Source organism: Cytobacillus sp. FSL H8-0458, from assembly GCF_038002165.1.
GTDB lineage: Bacteria > Bacillota > Bacilli > Bacillales > Cytobacillaceae > Cytobacillus.
Genome location: NZ_JBBOBR010000001.1, coordinates 2,029,474 through 2,048,235 on the forward strand (window position 1 = coordinate 2,029,474; position 18,762 = coordinate 2,048,235).

Annotated in this window: 17 protein-coding genes; 11 read left to right on the forward strand and 6 right to left on the reverse strand. The window is 41.6% G+C overall.

The window, feature by feature from the left end; all coding sequences use genetic code 11:
- The first annotated feature begins 1 nt into the window (after position 1).
- The 6 genes from NYE23_RS09915 (at position 2) to ade (ending at position 7,529) form a co-directional block, all read left to right on the forward strand.
- A complete protein-coding gene (locus tag NYE23_RS09915) occupies positions 2-877 on the forward strand; it encodes an FAD binding domain-containing protein (RefSeq protein ID WP_341077494.1) in 876 nt (291 codons plus the stop codon).
- Positions 874-3,162 carry a xanthine dehydrogenase family protein molybdopterin-binding subunit gene (locus NYE23_RS09920; RefSeq protein ID WP_341077495.1) on the forward strand — a complete coding sequence of 763 codons (2,289 nt, stop codon included), beginning with the start codon at positions 874-876 and terminating at the stop codon, positions 3,160-3,162. Before NYE23_RS09915 ends, NYE23_RS09920 begins: the two co-directional genes overlap by 4 nt.
- Positions 3,163-3,167: 5 nt before the next feature.
- Entirely contained in the window at positions 3,168-4,004 is an 837-nt protein-coding gene (locus NYE23_RS09925; protein ID WP_341077498.1) for an XdhC family protein, read from the forward strand.
- On the forward strand, positions 3,983-4,297 hold the full coding sequence (locus tag NYE23_RS09930) for an XdhC family protein (protein ID WP_048010097.1): 315 nt from the start codon (positions 3,983-3,985) through the stop codon (positions 4,295-4,297). The genes NYE23_RS09925 and NYE23_RS09930 overlap by 22 nt, the downstream gene beginning before the upstream one ends.
- 89 nt (positions 4,298-4,386) lie before the next feature.
- A complete protein-coding gene (locus tag NYE23_RS09935) occupies positions 4,387-5,754 on the forward strand; it encodes an NCS2 family permease (RefSeq protein WP_341077500.1) in 1,368 nt (455 codons plus the stop codon).
- Between the two features lie 38 nt (positions 5,755-5,792).
- A complete protein-coding gene (gene ade, locus NYE23_RS09940; RefSeq protein WP_341077501.1) occupies positions 5,793-7,529 on the forward strand; it encodes an adenine deaminase in 1,737 nt (578 codons plus the stop codon).
- A 34-nt stretch (positions 7,530-7,563) separates the two neighbouring features.
- On the opposite strand, the gene NYE23_RS09945 is transcribed toward ade, so the two are convergent.
- From NYE23_RS09945 to NYE23_RS09955, 3 genes are all read right to left on the reverse strand, one after another.
- Entirely contained in the window at positions 7,564-9,285 is a 1,722-nt protein-coding gene (locus NYE23_RS09945; protein WP_341077504.1) for a glycosyl hydrolase family 18 protein, read from the reverse strand.
- A 128-nt stretch (positions 9,286-9,413) separates the two neighbouring features.
- Positions 9,414-10,856, reverse strand: coding sequence for a phospholipase D family protein (locus NYE23_RS09950; RefSeq protein WP_341077505.1), 1,443 nt, complete (start codon positions 10,854-10,856; stop codon positions 9,414-9,416).
- Between the two features lie 127 nt (positions 10,857-10,983).
- Positions 10,984-11,307, reverse strand: a complete 324-nt coding sequence (locus NYE23_RS09955; RefSeq protein ID WP_048010102.1) for a DUF3243 domain-containing protein — start codon at positions 11,305-11,307, stop codon at positions 10,984-10,986.
- 195 nt (positions 11,308-11,502) lie between these two features.
- On the opposite strand from NYE23_RS09955, the gene plsY reads away from it, so the two are divergent.
- The 5 genes from plsY (at position 11,503) to NYE23_RS09980 (ending at position 15,553) form a co-directional block, all read left to right on the forward strand.
- The gene (gene plsY, locus NYE23_RS09960; RefSeq protein ID WP_341077507.1) at positions 11,503-12,087 is read left to right on the forward strand and encodes a glycerol-3-phosphate 1-O-acyltransferase PlsY; all 585 of its coding nucleotides are present in this window, start codon (positions 11,503-11,505) and stop codon (positions 12,085-12,087) included.
- 190 nt (positions 12,088-12,277) lie between these two features.
- Entirely contained in the window at positions 12,278-12,994 is a 717-nt protein-coding gene (locus tag NYE23_RS09965; protein ID WP_341077508.1) for a sensor histidine kinase, read from the forward strand.
- Between the two features lie 116 nt (positions 12,995-13,110).
- Entirely contained in the window at positions 13,111-14,271 is a 1,161-nt protein-coding gene (locus NYE23_RS09970) for a CapA family protein (protein ID WP_341077509.1), read from the forward strand.
- A gap of 66 nt (positions 14,272-14,337) precedes the next feature.
- Positions 14,338-15,150, forward strand: a complete 813-nt coding sequence (locus tag NYE23_RS09975; RefSeq protein WP_341077510.1) for a CPBP family intramembrane glutamic endopeptidase — start codon at positions 14,338-14,340, stop codon at positions 15,148-15,150.
- A 109-nt stretch (positions 15,151-15,259) separates the two neighbouring features.
- Entirely contained in the window at positions 15,260-15,553 is a 294-nt protein-coding gene (locus NYE23_RS09980) for a HesB/YadR/YfhF family protein (RefSeq protein ID WP_341077511.1), read from the forward strand.
- 28 nt (positions 15,554-15,581) lie between these two features.
- Here NYE23_RS09980 and NYE23_RS09985 read toward each other — a convergent pair whose 3' ends face one another.
- Genes NYE23_RS09985 through NYE23_RS09995 form a run of 3 tightly spaced genes read right to left on the reverse strand, consistent with a single transcriptional unit; the run spans position 15,582 to position 18,653 of the window.
- Complete coding sequence (locus tag NYE23_RS09985) at positions 15,582-15,881, reverse strand: hypothetical protein (protein WP_341077513.1); 300 nt, start codon at positions 15,879-15,881, stop codon at positions 15,582-15,584.
- Positions 15,882-15,900: 19 nt separating this feature from the next.
- Entirely contained in the window at positions 15,901-16,338 is a 438-nt protein-coding gene (locus NYE23_RS09990) for an acyl-CoA thioesterase (protein ID WP_341077516.1), read from the reverse strand.
- Positions 16,339-16,340: 2 nt separating this feature from the next.
- Entirely contained in the window at positions 16,341-18,653 is a 2,313-nt protein-coding gene (locus NYE23_RS09995) for an AAA family ATPase (RefSeq protein ID WP_341077518.1), read from the reverse strand.
- Positions 18,654-18,762 lie beyond the last annotated feature (109 nt).

Genomic DNA, 18,762 nt, shown 5'->3' on the forward strand with positions numbered 1-18,762 from the left:
GATGCTTGTTTCAGAGATTGACATGATTACCCCTTCCTCTCTATCCGAATGTCTGATACAGCTATCGAAGGAAGGCAGGATCCATAGATTGATAGCAGGCGGTACAGATGCTGCTGTCAGGATGAAGGAAGGCAAATGGCGGCCGGAGATTTGGATCAATATAAAAAACTTAAGTGAGCTGCGGTATATCGAAGAAAGTGAAGATTGTATTCATGTTGGCCCATTGACCACACATACGGATGTTATTCATTCTCCGCTTCTGCAAAGAAAAGCAGATGTTCTCGTGGATGCTGCACGGGAAGTGGGCGCCACTCAGATGCAGAATATGGGGACAATCGGCGGCAATATTGGCACTGCCTCTCCTGCAGGCGATACCCTTCCGGCTTTGTATGTTCTTGGAGCCAGGCTTGAACTCACATCGCTGTCGAATAAACGAATCATTCCAATCGAAGAGTTTATCCTTGGTCCCGGCAGGACAGTTTTAAAAGAAAATGAAATGATCACAAAAATCCTTATAAAACCGCAAAAACCAAATGAAATAGGCATTTTCCAGAAGCTAGGCCCCCGCAAAGCACAATCTATTTCCATTGTGAATGTTGCTATTTCACTCACTATGGACCAGGATCTGAAATGCAGTGAAGGAAAAATCGCCTTCGGATCTGTGGCACCAACTATTATCCGGGCACGCAAGTGTGAATCTATGCTTCCCCTGGGAACGCTTAATGATGAATTAATCCGGAATATCGCCAAAATTGCCTGGAAAGAGGTCATGCCCATCACAGATGGAAGAGCAACTGCTACATATAGAAGGGATATGGCGAGCGCTTTATTAGAAAGAGGATTATACCGTTTAATCAGGAGGTGGAATAACCAGTGAACACCAAATGGGTTGGAAAAAGGGTGAAAAGAATTGATGGCCCGGAAAAAGTAACCGGAGAATTAAAATATATGACCGATTACCATTTTGAGAATATGGTTTGGGGCAAAGTACTGCGGTCTGAATATCCGCATGCAAAAATTAATTCCATTGATATTGAAGCAGCCAAAAATCTGCCTGGTGTTATTTGTGTACTAACCCATAAGGATATTCCCGGCTTTAATGGATTTGGGATTGTTGTTCCCGACCAGCCTGTTCTGTGTTCTGATGTCGTCCGGTGTACAGGGGACGCTGTAGCCCTGGTTGGAGCAGAAACACTGGAAATCGCCGAGCAGGCACTGAGTTTAATTAAAGTGGACTATGAGCCCCTTGAAGTAGTTGCAGATGCCGAATATGCCCTTACAGATTCTGCTCCAAAGCTTCATCCTGATGGCAATCTGCACAGCCATGTCACAATTAATAACGGAAACATTGAGAAAGCCTTCGAGGAAGCTGACATAATTGTAGAGAATACCTTCTACTCTCCCCGGCAAATGCATGCTTTCATCGAAACAGAAGGCGGCTGGGGGGTAATGGATGGAGAAGGGTTCCTCACGATTCGCTGCCCTGGCCAATACGCATACCGCGATCGAATGCAGATTGCGAGGTCCCTGGCTTATAATCCTGAAAGAATAAGAGTTATCTCAAGCCCTATTGGCGGTGCCTTCGGAGGGAAGGATGAGATTACAGTTCAAATATACCTTGCTCTGCTTGCGCTGCATACAAAGGGACGGCCTGTTAAAATCCATTTAAGCCGGGAAGAGTCTGTGATTGCGGGCATAAAAAGGCATCCTTTTAAAGTCCAGATGAAGACTGCTGCTAAAAAAGACGGGACACTTCTTGCCAATCAGGTAAAAGCTATAGGGGATACTGGTGCTTATGCATCACTTGGAGGAGCAGTCATTGCACTGGCGATCGAACATTCATGCGGCCCTTATAAAATTCCCAATGTGGATCTCGAGGGCTTCTGTGTGTATACCAATAACGGAATTGCCGGCGCCTTCAGAGGCTTTGGCGTCAATCAGGTATGCATGGGAATTGAAACACATATGGACATGATTGCAGAAAAGCTGGGAATGGACCCTATCGAATTGCGCAAAAAAAATGTCTATCACCAGGGGGAAGTTTCAAGTGTCGGCCATATTGTCAAATCCAGTGTTGGCACCTATAAAACCCTGGAAACAGCAGAGAATTGCGATCTGTGGAAGAACCGGGAAAAGTATAAATCCGAAGTAAGTGAGCCATGGAAAAAACGGGGAGTTTCCGTGGCAACATCCTTTCATGGCATCGGAATGGGAATTGGCCTTCCTGACTATGGAGCCGCCTCTATTGAACCGCTGCCGGATGGTACATTCCTTGTAGGTGTGGGATGTGAGGAGATCGGAGGAGGCAACAGCACCGCCTATGCCCAGATAGCCGCTGAAATGCTGAACTGTGATATCAGCAATATCAGAATCGTTCAAGGTGATACACAAAAAACACTTGATGGCGGTACTGTAACTGCATCCCGCTCCACCTATACCGGAGGAAGAGCTGTTGCTCAAGCAGCACCCAGGATGACTGAGCTTCTTATTCAAACTGCTGCTGAAATGCTGAATTTAGATTCATCCCAAATTGACTTAAGGCCGAACCATATTTCAGCCCATGGAGAGATCATACCTTATAAGTCTATCTTTAAATACCTTTATGATCATCATGAGGCAACTAGAGTAGAAGGACACTTCTACCTGCCGAAAGAAAAAGAAGAAATCAAAGGTTCCGGCGGTGCCCCCCACCATTTATACGGATATTTGACACATGTGGTGATGGTGGAAGTTGATACTTTAACAGGTGAAACGGAAGTTCTGCGGGTTGTATCCATCCCTGATGCGGGCAAAGTCATTAATCCGCAGGGGCTGGAGGGCCAGACTGAAGGCGGAGCCGTAATGGGCATCGGCTATACCCTTTATGAAGATGTACTGATCGAAAATGGATATCATAAAACGCGGAATTTCACTGATTATATCATCCCTACTATTCGCGAGACTCCTTTGATTGAGACCTTTCCGGTAGAAGAGCCCGAACAATCAGGGCCCTTTGGGGCGAAGGGAATTGGAGAAGTGGTGATGATTCCGATTATTGCTGCTATCATGGCAGCCATATATGATGCAACAGGAGCCAGAATCCGCCATCTGCCTGCTACTCCCGAAAGAGTGTTTAATGCATTAAAAGATCTCAAAAAACAAAAAGTCCAATCCTCAAGGTGATCCTATTGATAAGCAGCAATTTATTTGCCAGGTTAGAAGAGTCAATCAAAAACCGGAAAGACACATTTCTGCTGACCATAACAGATTATCCTGATGAAAAACTCATTGGAGCGAAAGCTTTATTATGGCCTGACGGAGATTTCTGCACCGAAGCCTCCCTTCTGCCGCTGGATGTGAGGGATTTATTAGCGGTACATTGCAATAAACTGGTCACCAAAAAACGGTCCGGCACTGTGAGATTTATGTGGAAGGATCGTTTAGTTGAATGTTTTGCTGAGTACTTCCCTTCTCCTCTTCATTTGATAGTAGCCGGTGCCGGCCATGTGTGTGAACCCGTGGCAGAAATGGGACGTATGCTCGGATTTTTCGTGACAGTAATAGATGATCGGAAAGAGTTTGCAAACAGAAAACGCTTTCCAAATGCAAATGAAGTGGTTTGCCAATCCTATCTGGATTATTTCAGGCATGTCGACATTTCAGAAAAAACTTATATTCTCCTTCTTACCCGGGGACATAAGTATGACGTTCTCAGTTTGAATGAACTTTTAGAAAGGAAATGTCAGGCAGGATATATTGGCATGATCGGCAGCAGAAGACGTATCTCGGGAGTATTCGAAGAAATTCAGCGGGATTTTCCGCATGAAAGCTTTGAAAACTTATACACCCCTGTGGGTCTAGATATTGGTGCTGAAACTCCTGCAGAAATTGCAGTCAGTATCATGGCAGAAATTCTGAAAGTGAAAAATCAAAAATCAGGAGATTCCTTAAGTTCGCAAATTAAAAGATTTGCAAAAATGGGGTTCCATGAGGGGGCTGGCAAATGGACCAAATGCAGCTTATAAAGCGCACCCTCGATATCAGGAAAGGAGGTGAGAAAGCAGCACTCGCTACAATTATCCGCACGAAGGGCTCTACCCCGAGAAAAACCGGAAGCCGGATGATTGTGTTCCCCTGCGGAAGAATAGAAGGAACAATTGGCGGAGGCTGCGGTGAAGCGGAAGTAATTGAGGAGGCTTTTCAGGTCATACAAACAAATACCCCAACTCAAAAGCGCGTTGATTTAACAAAAGGGCTGTTTTATGAAGATGGCGGAATATGCGGTGGTATTATGGATGTTTTTATTGAACCCATCTAACCTTAAAAAATTGATCTCCCGCCTATTCCATGGTCAAGTCAGTTCGTGTCTCAGGATGAACATTAACCATGAATAAGGAGTGACCTTTCATGTCGATGATTGAAAAGGATCTTGGGTCGGGCCTTCCGCCTGCCTCTAATGCGAACCTCTTAGAACGGCTCTTTAAGCTTTCCGCACGGAACACAAATGTAAAGACAGAAATACTGGCAGGCATTACTTCATTTATGACAATGAGTTATATCATCTTTGTCAACCCGATTATCTTAGCTGACGCAGGAATACCAAAAGAAGCCGCATTGGCTGCAACTATTTACGCAAGTGTCTTCTGTACTCTTCTAATGGCACTGTGGGCAAATTTCCCTGTAGCAGTTGCCCCGGGTATGGGGCTGAATGCCTTTTTTGCCTATACAGTTGTACTTGGTCAGGGTCTTTCCTGGCAAACAGCGCTTGGTGCTGTATTTATATCGGGGATTGTGTTTTTAATTTTAACTGTTACCGGAGTCCGGCAGAAGATTGTAGATGGTGTCCCGGATGTCTTAAAGTCAGCCATAGGTGTTGGAATTGGTTTGTTTATTGCTTTTATCGGTTTAAAAAATGCAGAACTTGTGGTTGCAAATGAAGCTACTTTTGTCGGCCTGGGAAGCATCACAAGCAAGGGGCCGCTTCTAGCTCTATTCGGATTAATTATTGCCGCCCTCCTGATGGCAAAGAAAGTAAAAGGCGCCCTGCTTATTAGTATATTGGGTACAAGTGCAGCAGCCATGATTGTTGGCTTTATTGCCTATCCAAGAGCCGTAGGTGACATCGTGTCCCTCAATCTCCCCAGCATGTCCGAGACTTTTCTAGCTATGGATATTATGGGAGCAGTAAAATATGGCATCATCTCAGTCATTTTTTCCTTTACGATCGTAGAATTATTTGACAATTTAGCTACCCTCATCGGATTATCAAGAAAAGCCGGCCTCACAGATGAAAATGGAAAAATTGAAAACCTGGATCGTGCCCTTCAGGCAGATGCAGTTGGAACAATGGCGAGTGCAGCCTTCGGAAGCACTGCCTTAAACGCTTATGTGGAAAACGCCACAGGAATCTCGGAAGGCGGACGCACTGGCTTAACTTCTTTAACTGTAGCTGTACTATTTTTCCTGTCGCTCATTTTTGCACCGCTCATCTATTTCATACCTTCTGTCGCCACTGCGCCTATTCTTATTCTTGTTGGCGCCTTAATGCTAAGTGAAATAAAACATATTAGCTTTGATGATTTTACTGATGTTATTCCTGTTTTTTTAACGATTGTTCTCATGCCATTAACTTTCAGTATCGCCCAGGGACTGGCATTCGGCTTTATCTCTTACACACTGCTTAAGCTTCTTACAGGCAAGCATCAGCAAATCCATTGGATCATGTATTTTGTAAGTGCTGCCTTTATTATTAATTTCATTATGGGCGGACATTAATCTGATGACGGTCATTTTTTAAAAAGCGAGGAGTACAAATGAAGCTTACCATTGAAACGTTACGAAAAAGAATTGATGTGGCGGCCAAAAGAACTCCTGCCGATCTGGTTATTAAAAACGGAAAAGTAATAAACGTATTTACACGTGAGATCATCGAGGAAGACATAGCGATTGCTGATGGATTCATAGCTGGCTTAGGAAGCTATGAAGGCTTGGAAATTATTGATGCTGGGGGCAGCTATATTGCCCCCGGCTTTATAGATGGGCATGTCCATATTGAGTCGGCGATGGTGACTCCTGCTGAGTTCAGCAATGTTGTCCTCCCCCATGGAGTAACGACAGTGATTGCAGACCCTCATGAAATAGCCAATGTCAGCGGAACTGACGGCATTGATTTTATGCTGAAATCTTCAGAAGATATCCCGCTCGATGTATTTTTTATGCTTCCATCCTGCGTGCCTGCAACTCCATTTGAAAATGCCGGCGCTTCCCTCAGTTACACGGATCTCGAAAAGTATTACAGTCACCCAAGAGTGCTGGGGCTCGGTGAAGTTATGGATTATCCCGCTGTTATGAACAAGGATGATGGAATGCTGAAAAAACTGGAAGCAGCCTATAGTAAAGGAAAATGCATCGATGGACATGCAGCAGGACTTAATGCGAATGAAATCAATATTTACATGGCAGCCGGCATTAGAACAGACCATGAATGCATCAACCCTGAAGAAGCACTGGCACGGATGCGCACAGGCATGTATGTTATGCTGCGGGAAGGATCTGCGGCAAGAGACTTATTGTCACTTCTCAAATCAGTCAGCGAACAAAACGCACGGCGTTGTTTGTTTGTTACGGATGACAAGCATCTCGATGACCTGATCAATGAAGGCAGCATCGACCATAATGTAAGAATAGCCATTAAGGAAGGGATGGATCCTATCCTTGCCGTTCAAATCGCTACTCTGAATGCAGCAGAATGCTTTGGCCTGAAAAATAAAGGGGCTATTGCTCCCGGTTATGAAGCCGACCTGATTTTTCTTAGTGATCTCATGAATGTCAAGATTGATAAAGTAATAAAGAGCGGAATCCTTGCTGCAGAAAACGGGTTCATGAAGAATTCTGTTCCAAACAGCATTGCACCTTCAGGATCCATCTTGAATAGTGTCAAAATCAGCAGCCTGAACGATAAAGATTTAAGCATTAGCATAGGTAAGGATGACTGCAATATCATTGGCATTATACCGAACAGCATTGTGACCAGGCACCTGGTGAAAAAGGCAGATTCATTAGATGGCTATTTCCAGCCAAACCCCCATAGAGATCTTTTAAAGCTTGCTGTTGTGGAGCGGCATAATTGCACAGGCAGCATCGGGCTTGGCATTGTTAAGGGATTAGGGATCACAAGAGGCGGGATTGCTTCAACAGTTGCCCACGATTCCCATAACATTGTCGCAGCAGGCACATCGGATGAGGATTTGCTGGCTGCCATTAAGCATACGGCAGCAATGAGAGGCGGCCTCGCTGTAGTCCAGGATGGGAAGATTCTTGCGGAACTGCCCCTGCCTATTGCGGGACTCATGACTGATCAGGATTCTTCATTTATCCATGAACGCTTATCACAATTGAATCACGCACTTATGACAATCGGATGCAGCATGGAATTCAACCCATTCTTGACGCTCTCTTTTTTAGCGCTTCCGGTTATCCCTGAACTCAAATTAACTGATAAGGGTTTATTCTCTGTAAAATCCTTTAGCCACATTAAAGCCGAGGCATAGAAAAATAAGGCCGTGATGTTCTCCGGCCTTTCTTTCATTTTTTAGCTGCTTCCTTATTAGTTAAAGTTAAGGCAGACCAGGCTGTTTCATCTGCAAAGTACCTGCTCCAGCTGGCAACACCGGCCAAATTATATTTCTTTGCCAATTCAGCCCGTTTTGTCAGTGAAATTTCATCTTCCAGCCACACTTTGTATGTGATTTTATCTTTTTCTGAATAATGCTCCGCATAATTTTGCCCGCTTACCGGATCGTATATGGTAGTAATTTTATTTTGAGTGAGCCATTCTTTCACTTTGCCCATAGAAAGGGCTTTGGAAGAAACATCCCCATTTGATTGCTGTTCCCATAATCTTGTATATAAAGGCACACCCAATATTAATTTATCATTGGGCACAACCTCGAGCAGAAGTTTAAGGTTTTCCTCCACCCATGGGAGGCTCGCAACGCTTCCCGCAACCTGCGAGCTGCCCCAATGCTCATCATAAGCCATGACAACCATATAATCTGCTATCCCGGCAAGCTTATCCCTTTCATAAAAAGCCGACCAGTTACCGCTTGATGAAATGAATGTGATATCCATCGACACCACTAATCCTGCTTCATGAAAGAATGGTGTGGCTTCCCTCACAAACTGTGTTATGAAAGGCCCGTCTTCAGGATTAACATTTTCAATGTCAAGATTGATCCCGTTTAATTCATATAATTGACTGAAATGCAGAAGCTGGCGAATCATATTCTGCCTTGTTTCAAAAGAACCAAAGGCTTCATGTGTTAATTCAGGGTCAAATGCATTTGAAAACAAGCCCCAAATTTGGTATCCCTGTTTTCTGGCCCATTTTGCATAATCCTTCGAACCCAGGTTTTTGATAGCCCCTTTTCCGTCCGCTAGCTCAAACCATGTTGGTGAAATGACATTAACGCCCGACATCTTCGGGATGCTCGAAGTATTCGGGTTTTTAGTATATACAGCTTCCCAGGTCAGCTGAATTGGACCTTCCATTTTCGGCAATGTGTTTTTTATTTCTTCAAGAGAAATAGCTATCTTCTTCCTCTCTCCCTTTTTTATGTATTGCTTCTTCAAATAGCCGGCTCTGCCGTCTTCTTTTCTAATAAAATAGTAGTCTCCTTTCTCCTGTTCAATAAAAACATTCTCTTTTGGAGATATGGAGGCCGTATATGGTGAATCGAGGCTTGCTTCCGTCCGAAGGCGAAGCAATTCTTCATGAATATCTTTTTCCTGCACTTTACCGGCAGCAATGGTCTCTCCATTCTTTTTAACCCAAACTGCACCTGTATTAGAGAGAAATGAATATGTTATTGGATAGAAAGCCAATAGGGGCTTAATCGCTAAATACCTTTCTCCATCTATCTGTTTAACAGCAGAAAAGTCCAATTTCACAGGTTTCCCATTCACATAATAGCTCGAAGATTCAGACGGCAGCTGCACTACTTTATTCTTAGTGGCAATAATGATGGATTGTGAATGTTCATCAAAAATAATAGCTTCGTCAACAAATTCCTGCAGAAAAGTTAATGGCAGGTAGACCGTTTCCCTTTCTAAATAAGCATTTCCCGCCTGTTTGCCCATAAACAAAATCGGATGATCTCCCTTAAAGTAAGCTGCCTTCTCCTTAGAAGCAAAAGGGTATAAAAACATAATTATACTTGAGGTTATCAGTGTAAAAGCAAACAAAAGCCCCGCAAAAATAAATTTTTTAGCGGGTGGCTTTTTCTTACTTGTTTCTATTTCATACATTCCTTTTCCTCCCCTTACTAACCATCGTAACGAAATTATCAGAAAATGGGAAGAAGTTTAGAATGTCTTCAATTATTCAACCCATCCTATATTAACGAAATTAATCGAGGAAAGGTTTCAAGTTTTTATCAGTATGTTGTAAAGTGAGTAAGCTTTTGCAGTCTATAAGTAATATATTTGGCCACAGGCATTTTTTCATTGGACGGATAGTTCTTTGTATAAATGGCTCCGTTATTATTCCATAACTTATTAAAATACCTGTCGACATCCTTTATAACCTGGGATTGGGAAGGGGCGCTGATTTTTAAGTTTGTCTCCAGGTTTAAATCGTCCAGATTTCTTTTTGTAAAATTAGCTGATCCAGCTATGATCATACTATTTTCTCTGCCGGTTATATACATGATTTTCGGATGGTATTGTTCAAATCCCGTATTGTACCATCTGATTTTTATGTTATTATGGCCTAATTTGTCCAATTCAGCTGCAACAGGTATATTAGGCAATCCGATCTTTTCGGATCCAAAGGCATTTTGGTTGGGATCCAGGATCATTTGTACTTTAACTCCCCGGTCGGCTGCTTCTTTAAGTGCATCAACCACTTTTCGGTCAGCAAGATAAAACATGCCAAGCCAGATGGTTTCCCCTTTCTTGACTTTATTGATTTCTTGAAGAATGTGTTTATAAATCTTTCCTTCAGTCAGCACCTGGACCTTAAGCGGGCCATTTTTATTGCTCTTTTCAGGCTTGAAATCTGCCAGTTTGCCTGATGCTGAATAATCGACCACTGCCTGCTCGGTTTTTACGAGATCAGCTAAAATTGGCCCTTTTACTTCAAAAGCTATATTGGAATGAAATCCGCTGGCATTGTGGGGATTTCCAGATGTTACAATCCCTGACTTTTCTGTCACAAAAACCTTTCGGTGATTTGCTTTTATGTTCATAAGATCAAGATAGGACCGGAATGTGACCTTAGGGGCATTTTCTGCAAGCGGATTGGGCAGCCAGCCTTCACCACCCTGGCCAAACCATTGTATAAATACACGCCAAAATGCCGAATAAATTGGATTTGAATCCCTTAAAGGTACTAATGAAGTATAAACCACGTTTATGCCATTCTCTTTGAGTTCCCGGAATTCCGGAACTTCATGCGATCCATAGGTGCTGTTAATCCGATCTGTGATCACGGTAATCTTCATATTCGGACGGCTAAGCTTTTTTTCGATCAGCTTATCAGTTATTTTTCCGCTAATATCCGGATATTTTTTATCTCCATCATTAAAGCCATTGAATAAAAACATATCCATCACTATAAAATCCTCTGCCTCGTCAATTGCTTCTATAATACGCTGAAAGATCTGCTGATCACTTTCTCTTTTGCCATTTTCTTTTTCATATGTTAAATCGTAAAAGAACTGAACATCTTCTGCAGAATATACTTCCCCCTCGAATGAAAGACCCTTTGGCAGCGATTTATTGGATTGATAGATAATGGTTGCTGCCAATACCAGCACTAGGCTCAAAATGGGTATCCATACCTTTTTTCTTTTTACTTTTCCCAGAACCCTTTTCACCAAGACTCCCCCTGCTCCTAAGATTGAGATAACTATATATAGACCATTTTTGACTATTGTAAACTCATCTATGCGCCTTCAGGCAAAATAAAAGACGAAGGCCTGTGCCTTCGCCATTTATATATTATTAGCCAACAAGCTTTACAAGCATATGAGACAGCTTATGCTTTTCTTCTTCTGTTCCTACCTTCCACAATTCCTGAAGAAGTTTTTCTTCACGGTTTCTCGGTTCTTCTTTGGAAGCCAGATAATCGCCTACCTTTTGAGCAGTATTAGCAAGCTGCTCCTCATCCATGCCCATTTTCTGTCCCATGGAAACCTTTCCGCTTAGATAATCTTTAAATCCGTCAAAGCTTGAAAGAATTTCATCTTTCTTTTCGCTACCCATATTATCTAGCTTTCCCTCTACATTGGCTGCTTGTCCATTTACGTTATTCATATTTTGTTCCATGCTGAATCTCTCCTTTAATTGGATTTGATTGCTGTGACAGTCTACTAATACCCGGTGTCAAACATATCAAACACAAGCCAGAGAGTTTGAAGCATCCCGCTGAAATAAATTGGACTTCTTTTTAATTGCACATGGTATGCTGCTTTGCTCACATGGTACAATATATTAACATAGAAAGTATGAAGGAGAGTTCTTATGATTTATGGAATTATCATTATTTTAGCTTATTTACTTGGCTCCATTCCTTCTGGTTTAATTGTAGGAAAACTTTTTTATGGAGTGGATATTCGAGAGCATGGCAGCGGAAATCTTGGCGGTACCAATACTTTCCGGACCCTTGGAGTTAAGGCCGGCATGATCGTGACCATAGCTGATATCTTAAAAGGCACCCTTGCTGCATCCCTGCCCCTATTCTTTGGATCAGATATGCATCACCTTATTGCCGGAGTTTTTGCCGTTATTGGACATATGTATCCTCTGTTTGCCAATTTTCGCGGAGGAAAAGCAGTGGCAACTTCAGGCGGAGTGCTATTAGCCTATGTACCGATCATGTTTCTTATCATATTGGGTGTTTTCTTCTTAAGCCTTTACATAACCAAGTATGTGTCTTTATCCTCTATTCTGGCAGCAGCAGCATCCATCATTTACGCTCTTATACTTGGTGATATACCCCTGATTATAGTTGTTTCTATCCTGGGATTCTTTGTTATTTACAGGCATAGGGCTAACATTAAACGAATCAGGGACAAAACCGAGCCCAAAATAAAATGGCTTGGCTGAAAACCAGCCGTCAACAAAACAGCAGACCTTTTATCTGCTGTTTTTATTTTGTTTTGAAAATATTTCTTAATAATGTTCGCCCTTATGAATAAATGTTTAAACATAAAAAAACATAATTTGATATCTTTCGCCATACATTAGTTTAGGCTTAACTTTTGCCTAAAACGCTAATGTTAGGATGAGTAATGAGATGGAAAAGCAAAAAAAGCAGTATATAAAAAAAGCAGAAGGAGAAATCCGTGAAAACGACAGCCAGCTGGCAGCAGCATTAGCTCATGAAATCAGAAATCCGCTGACAACAGTGAAAGGGTTTATGGAGCTCTTAAAGCCTTATTTAATTGAGATCGGCAAAGAACAGTACGCCCAAATTGCCATTGATGAGATTAATAGGGCAAATGATATGATTTATGAATTTTTAAATGCATCGAAATCCGGATTAAACAAGAAAACGGAAATAGACTTAAACAAATTGATTCAGGAAATGAAAATTTTATTCGAAAATCAGGCAAATATTAAAAATATAAAACTTTCAGTAAGCCTTTGCCCTGGGAATCACATCATCTATGGTGATTCTAATAAGATTAAACAAGTACTGATCAATATAATAAAAAATGCACTTGAAGCATGTGAAGAGGCTCATACAGGAGAAGGAAAGGTTTGCCTAAGTGCCAAATCAAACAGCAACCAAACCCAAATCATTATTGAGGATAATGGACCTGGCATGACAGAAGAAACTCTAAACAAGTTATTTTTGCCATTTTATACAACGAAAGAAAAAGGGACTGGCATCGGTCTATCCATATGCCGAAAAATAATAGAGGAACATAATGGCAGAATTACAGCCCATTCGAGACTTTCACAAGGCAGTGTTTTTACAATTGAACTTCCAGTGGCATTGAGCAAATAAAGCCCATTGAAGTCGATTGGAAAAATTGCAGAAAAATGATGAAAAATGTAAAAATTCATATTAAAATTAGACTATTAATATACATTCTGATGCTTTATATTAAGGGGATAATTTTGATGAAAAACTCCAAAGCCTTCCTGCTATCCGTATTTTTCTGTACCATATTACTAATTTGCTCGGGTCTCTTAATCTATAAAATGCATACTGAACATAATACTGAGGCTGCTGAAGCTAAACCTGTTCAATTGCATGCTGAAAACAGGGAAACTGCCGAGGGTAATAAAATCCTTATTGAAAGGCTGACCTTGGGAGCTATTGGAGATATCCTTATTCATGATTGGGTATATAATGATGCAAAAACAAAAACAGGCTATGATTTCAAACCGATGTTTGAACATACAAAATCGCTATTAAGTACGCCCGATCTCTTACTTGCCAATCAGGAGACTATTCTTGGCGGCATCAATATAGGAATTTCCAGTTACCCAATGTTCAACAGCCCTCAGGAAGTGGGGGATGCTCTGATTGATGCAGGCGTTGATATTGTTTCAACTGCCAATAACCATTCACTCGATAAGGGAGTAAAGGGCTTGGATGCATCTCTGGATTATATGGATCAAATTGGATTGCCGCATGTGGGAACGAGCAGAACACCAAGTGAGCAGCAAACCTTGAAAATACTCAGAAAAAACGGAATTAAAGTTGCCTACCTTTCTTATACATATGGCACAAACGGAATTCCCGTTCCGGCAGGTAAAGAATACCTCGTTAATCTCATTGATGAAAATGCAATAATAAAAGAAATTAAACGGGCGGAAGACGAAGCTGACGTGGTTGTGATGAGTATACATTGGGGAAATGAATACGAGCTTCAGCCAACAGAGGAGCAAAAGAAATTAGCTGAGACTCTCGTAAATGAAGGTGTTGACATTATCTTCGGCCACCATCCACATGTACTGCAGCCTATGGAGTGGATTGACAGAAAAGACGGCGGCCAGTCATTGGTCGTATACTCGCTTGGCAACTTTTTATCCGGACAGATGCGCGATTATAAGGATATAGGCGGACTTGCAACCGTGGAGGTTACAAAATATATTGATCAAAACGGGGTTGATATCAAACTTTCCAATCCTGGCTTCGTTCCGACCTACGTCAGCAATAAACAGCTGAGAAGTTACCGGATCGTCCCGCTCGAGAAAGCGGGCAGCTTTGGTTTACCTGATGCAGAGTCCAAATTTGCCGAAATTATGAAACATATGATGGGAAATGTTCAGTAAAGCGCTTTATAGCGCTTTTTTTGTGTAAAAAATGGTAAAATATCTTGTATGCAGGGAGGTTCTATTATGAAAACCGCATATGTTAATAAGTCTCTTCCTTTTTTGCAGTTAAGTGTATTCACGGCTGGCGTATTGCTTTTTCAATTGAAGCTTTTCGCTTTCGCTTTCATTCTTTCGTTTGGACTTATCATTTTTTTATTGCTTCTCTCAAAGCAGGAGCGTGTTTTTTCCTGGACTATTGCCGGATATTTAACAGGCAGCCTTTTGTTTCTTTATGGCGATAAGCTGCTTGATGCACTGCCCCTTCCATACTATATCTTAATGATATTGAATCGGTTTTTTCTGGTGATCCCGATCCTTATTCTGGTCTATATCTCAATAAAGTTTAAAAAAACGGCTATCCCCTTTCTGCAAAAACCGGATTGGAATTCCCTTATATTTTTCCCTTTCATATGGAGCGGCTTCCATTCAATAAAAATAAAGTATTTTCTTATCATTGCTGTCATAATTAATTTTGCTTCATTTGCTTATTCAATTTTTTCAGCTGAAAACTCTTTCTCAAGGAACTTTTTAATATTCCTCATTGGCTTCTCAATTGTAAATGGAATAATGGAAGAGCTTTTATGGCGAGGGATCATCTTATCCAGAATGGCTGAACTGTCAGGAGAAAAGGCAGCAGTTCTTTTTTCCGGGCTGGCATTTGGATTTTCTCATATGATGCTTGGCTACTCATTTATTTGGTGTCTGCTGTTTGCTGTCGGAGGGATATTTTACGCGGTCGTCACAGTGAAATCCCGAAGCATCTTTCCTGCTTTCATATGGCATATTGCCATGAACGTATTTATGATTTTAAGCGGTTTAATACCTTTTCCAGGATAAATTATACATGTTCATACCCATCATTAAGAGAATAGCGGCAGACATTTTATTCGCGCATTAGGAAAAACTAGCCTATAATATGACTATCACCCAGGAGGAGGAATTTCAAATGAACATACATATCGAAGATCAGGCTGCCCAATGGTATCAGGAAGAAATGCTCTTAAGTAAGGGTGACTATGTCCGCTTTTTTGCAAGATATGGAGGCTGCAGTACTGTTCAGCAGGGATTTTCATTAGGCGTCTCTAATGAACAGCCACATGACGCAGGAGTGCAGACTGAAAAAAACGGAATTACCTACTTTATCGAAGAAAAGGATTTATGGTACTTTGATAATCACGATTTATTCGTGACATTTAATGAAAAAGCACAGGAGCCTGAATTCAAATATACCAATGAGTAAAAGAAGCAGAAATAGCCTGCTTCTTTTTTCATTTCAGCCGTACGAGCTGTTCCCATTGCTTCTCTTTTTCAAGGATTTCCTTCTGCCTGACCCCAATCAAATCAAAGTGTGAGTACCCATCGGTCCGATAATCAATCCACTCGGGCTTAAGGCCGTGCGACTCTCCCCATTCTATCAATTTCTTCAAATCTGAACAGCCGACCTTTGTGACCGTTTTACAGCCAGGGAATCGTTCATCTAACCAATAATGAGTTAAAAAGGCAATTTCTCCACGATCTATTTTTCTCTTCCAATCTTTAAGATCTTTTCTGCGAAGGCCGAATGCCATTTAAATTCTCCATTCTTTTTTATCTGACAGCACCTTCAGGCTGCTTTTTCGCTTTTTCATATGCTTCATGCCAATCAGGATATTTCTTTTTAATTGAAATTGGGCGGAAATTATCTTTTTTGACGCAAACATGTTTGGACAAGCCTGTTACGGCAAGCTCTCCTTTATCATTGAATATTTCATATCCATAGCTGACGCGGAAACCGTCATACTCTTCAATCCAGGTCTTAATTGTTGCAGTCTGCCCGTAGCGCAATGGTTTTTTATAAGAAGCCAGGATATCCAGAACAGGAGAGATGATTCCATCCTTCTCCATTTCAGCATAGCTGAATCCCAAATCTTTTATAATCTGTGTCCGGCCAAGTTCCATCCATACAAGGTAATTGGCGTGGTATACTACTCCCATTTGATCTGTTTCTGCATACCTTACCTCTATTTCTTTTGTTGAGATGAGCATCCCTATTCCCCTTTACTTATTTTATTTAAAGCGATTTCGAAATCCGGCTTCTCCAAAATGCTGACCTGCTCAATATCCTCAGCAAGTGCTGAAACAATTCTCATGGCCTGTGCCTGAATGGCCTCATCAGCAAGATTGGCGGCAAAACGTCCATTCCCGTTTACTTCAATCCTTGATAAAGTGTGGTTAAGGTAATCCTTTGCTTCCTCCGTTAGAGTGTATTCATATTTTCCAGCATACGAAATAATAATTTCCAGGAGCTCAGCGGTTGAATAATCCTTGAAATGAAAGAACTTTTTGAATCGGGACTTTAACCCCGGGTTACTTGCCAATAGCTTCTCCATTTCATTCGGGTAGCCAGCCAAAACAACGACAAGATTTTCATTATGCTTTGTCATTTCATCCACTAACGTATCAATGACTTCTTTGCCAAAATCTCCTGATGTCTGGGAAAGAAGTGAATATGCCTCATCGATGAATAGGACGCCGCCTAAAGCCTCTCTTATCTTTTTCTTTGTTTTGATAGCGGTTTGGCCAACATAGCCGGCTACAAAATCAGCACGGCTCGCAACCATCAAATGTCCGCGTTTCAGAAATCCGCATTCCTTCAGCAACTCTGCATAGATCTTTGCTACAGTTGTTTTTCCTGTACCCGGATTACCGGTAAATACAGAATGGAGCTGGATTGGGACAACCGGAAGACCTCTTTCGCGGCGCATCTGCTGCATTTTAACGAAGGATACTAAGTTTTGAACTTCTTTTTTAACTGTTTTGAGTCCGATCAGCCGGTCAAGCTGCTCCTGTGGATTCAACAGCTTTTCTTCTTCTTCACTTTCAAAATCTTCTTTTTCCAAAAGTGTATAAGACATGATGTTTCCGTTACTTTTTGCTTGAGAGCCTTTTTTAAAAATCGCATCCAAAACAATGTTTCTTAAAGTCCTGGCATTACCAAACGTATCATCAACCCGCTCTTTTTCAATTCGTTTGCACAGTTCCTGCTTTGCTCCTTCAGTTAGGACATAATCATTATCGGCAGACAGCTTTTCAGCAATTTGCAGGAGCTCTTCATTTGAATAATCAGGCAGTGCAATAAAGTTTGACTCCGGGAAACGGCTGCGGAGACCAGGATTGCTGTCCAGAAATTGTCTCATTTCTTCTGGATAACCGGCCATGATAACCGCAAACTTTCCTCCGTATTCAGTCCCGGTCATCAGCGAAACAAGAGTATCAATGGCAGTTTGTCCATAATCACTGCCGGTCTGTCCCTCACGCTTTAAGCTGTAGGCCTCATCAATGAACAGTACACCGCCGATTGCCTTTTCGACGGCCGCCCTGACATTTTCTTCTGTTTGTCCGACAAATCCGCCAACCAGCTGTGATCGGTCAGCTTCGATTACTTCTTCCCTCGGCAAAACACCAAGGCTATGATAGATCTTTGCCAAAAGCCGTGCGATAGTCGTTTTTCCAGTACCTGGATTTCCAGTTAGAATCATATTGAGGCTAAGTGCATCTTTTGTCTGAAAACCAAGTAACTTGCGTTCGTTTTGATATTTTAAAAACCGGTAAAAGTCATGAACTCTGCTTTTGACCGAGTGCAGCCCAACCATTTCATTAAGTTCATCCAGTGGATCGGTTTGTACATCAGATTCATCTTCCTCTGATTCAAATATCTCTTTCCAATCCTTTTTAAGTCTGTTGATGGCATTTAAGTGGTTTTTCATATCTGTATAGTATGTTGAAGTATGAAAGACACCTGATATAGATTGTTCATATTCCTCAGAAGCCTTTAAAAGAAAAGCTGTCTCTTCAATAGCTTTATCAAGTATTTCAGACAGCTTCCGGTATTCCGCATCCTCATAGGCATGCTGCTTTTTCTGCAGGTCTTCTAACTCGTCATCCGCTTTGTTCATAAAGCTTCGGCAAATTTCAATAAATTGCTCAGCTGTTTTCTTTTTAGCTGCCCTGTTATCGGTTTCCCGAATCGGCGGGAAGGTCAGGGCTTCAAGAAGAGTGCTTTTATTTTTCCATTCGGATTTTCCTAATTGGGCTGCTGCCATTGTATTCCGAGTGTCCAGTTCAACCGCTTTCTGGAGCCATGCACTGGCAAGAGTATCATCAGCATTCTTGTTTAACCTGGAGATAGCAGCCATGGCCAATAATTCCGAAAGCAGACCTGGGTCTGTCTTTTCATTCACATTTTTAATTACATTTAGCAGCTCTGCTTCATTTTGTATGTATCCTTTTTGATCAAGCTCATTTTTCCAATAGCCGACCATAATTTCTTCTGATTTTGCCTGTCTATTCTGCTGTGTCATCGATTATCACTTCTTCTTCTTAGTTTCCTCAACTTATCTTACCATATTTCTATAATTATCTATAAGGATGCGCACCTTTGCTCCAAAGGAAAAGACCTAATCACATTGG

Coding starts and splice junctions, on each gene's coding strand:
- NYE23_RS09915 (WP_341077494.1), top strand. CDS start 2: ATGCTTGTTTCAGAGATTGACATGATTACCCCTTCCTCTCTATCCGAA.
- NYE23_RS09930 (WP_048010097.1), top strand. CDS start 3,983: ATGGACCAAATGCAGCTTATAAAGCGCACCCTCGATATCAGGAAAGGA.
- NYE23_RS09935 (WP_341077500.1), top strand. CDS start 4,387: ATGTCGATGATTGAAAAGGATCTTGGGTCGGGCCTTCCGCCTGCCTCT.
- ade (WP_341077501.1), top strand. CDS start 5,793: ATGAAGCTTACCATTGAAACGTTACGAAAAAGAATTGATGTGGCGGCC.
- NYE23_RS09945 (WP_341077504.1), bottom strand. CDS start 9,285: ATGTATGAAATAGAAACAAGTAAGAAAAAGCCACCCGCTAAAAAATTT.
- NYE23_RS09955 (WP_048010102.1), bottom strand. CDS start 11,307: ATGGAACAAAATATGAATAACGTAAATGGACAAGCAGCCAATGTAGAG.
- plsY (WP_341077507.1), top strand. CDS start 11,503: ATGATTTATGGAATTATCATTATTTTAGCTTATTTACTTGGCTCCATT.
- NYE23_RS09965 (WP_341077508.1), top strand. CDS start 12,278: ATGGAAAAGCAAAAAAAGCAGTATATAAAAAAAGCAGAAGGAGAAATC.
- NYE23_RS09970 (WP_341077509.1), top strand. CDS start 13,111: ATGAAAAACTCCAAAGCCTTCCTGCTATCCGTATTTTTCTGTACCATA.
- NYE23_RS09975 (WP_341077510.1), top strand. CDS start 14,338: ATGAAAACCGCATATGTTAATAAGTCTCTTCCTTTTTTGCAGTTAAGT.
- NYE23_RS09980 (WP_341077511.1), top strand. CDS start 15,260: ATGAACATACATATCGAAGATCAGGCTGCCCAATGGTATCAGGAAGAA.
- NYE23_RS09985 (WP_341077513.1), bottom strand. CDS start 15,881: ATGGCATTCGGCCTTCGCAGAAAAGATCTTAAAGATTGGAAGAGAAAA.
- NYE23_RS09990 (WP_341077516.1), bottom strand. CDS start 16,338: ATGCTCATCTCAACAAAAGAAATAGAGGTAAGGTATGCAGAAACAGAT.
- NYE23_RS09995 (WP_341077518.1), bottom strand. CDS start 18,653: ATGACACAGCAGAATAGACAGGCAAAATCAGAAGAAATTATGGTCGGC.